The organism is Vibrio sp. 03_296, from assembly GCF_002265885.1.
Genome location: NZ_NPKW01000887.1, coordinates 1 through 540 on the forward strand (window position 1 = coordinate 1; position 540 = coordinate 540).

At 43.3% G+C, this 540-nt stretch carries 1 pseudogene; it reads left to right on the top strand.

Going from position 1 to position 540, the window contains the following annotated elements:
* Positions 1-88 precede the first annotated feature (88 nt).
* Positions 89-540: pseudogene (locus CIK04_RS28640) on the top strand (serine dehydratase beta chain); the annotation flags it as partial.

Here is a 540-nt window from a genome sequence, read left to right on the forward strand (position 1 = left end):
CCCTGTAAGATGAGAATAAAGACAAAAGACATAACGATAAGATAAAGCCTCCCTCCTCCTTGGGAGGCTTACTTTTGAGGTAATCAAAATGATTAGTGTATTTGATATCTATAAGATCGGCGTTGGTCCTTCAAGCTCACACACTGTAGGTCCAATGAAGCGGTAAGAGTTTATTGATGAATCTTCGCGCATGGGAAAATTATCGTGACATCACTAAAATCACCGTTGATGTTTATGGTTCATTATCACTGACAGGGAAAGGTCACCATACGGATATCGCCATCATCATGGGTCTTGCTGGTAACACACCAGAGAAGGTGGATATCGATTCCATTCCGGGCTTTATTGCTCGTGTAGAAGAAACTGAACGCCTGCCAGTTGGCATGCATTGTCATACCGTTTCATTCCCTCGTGAAGGCGGAATGAACTTCCACAAGACCAACCTTGAGCTACACGAAAACGGCATGCAAATCCACGCTTGGATTGATGACGAAAAGTATACTCAAAACCTACTACTCAATCGGATGGTGGTTTCATCGT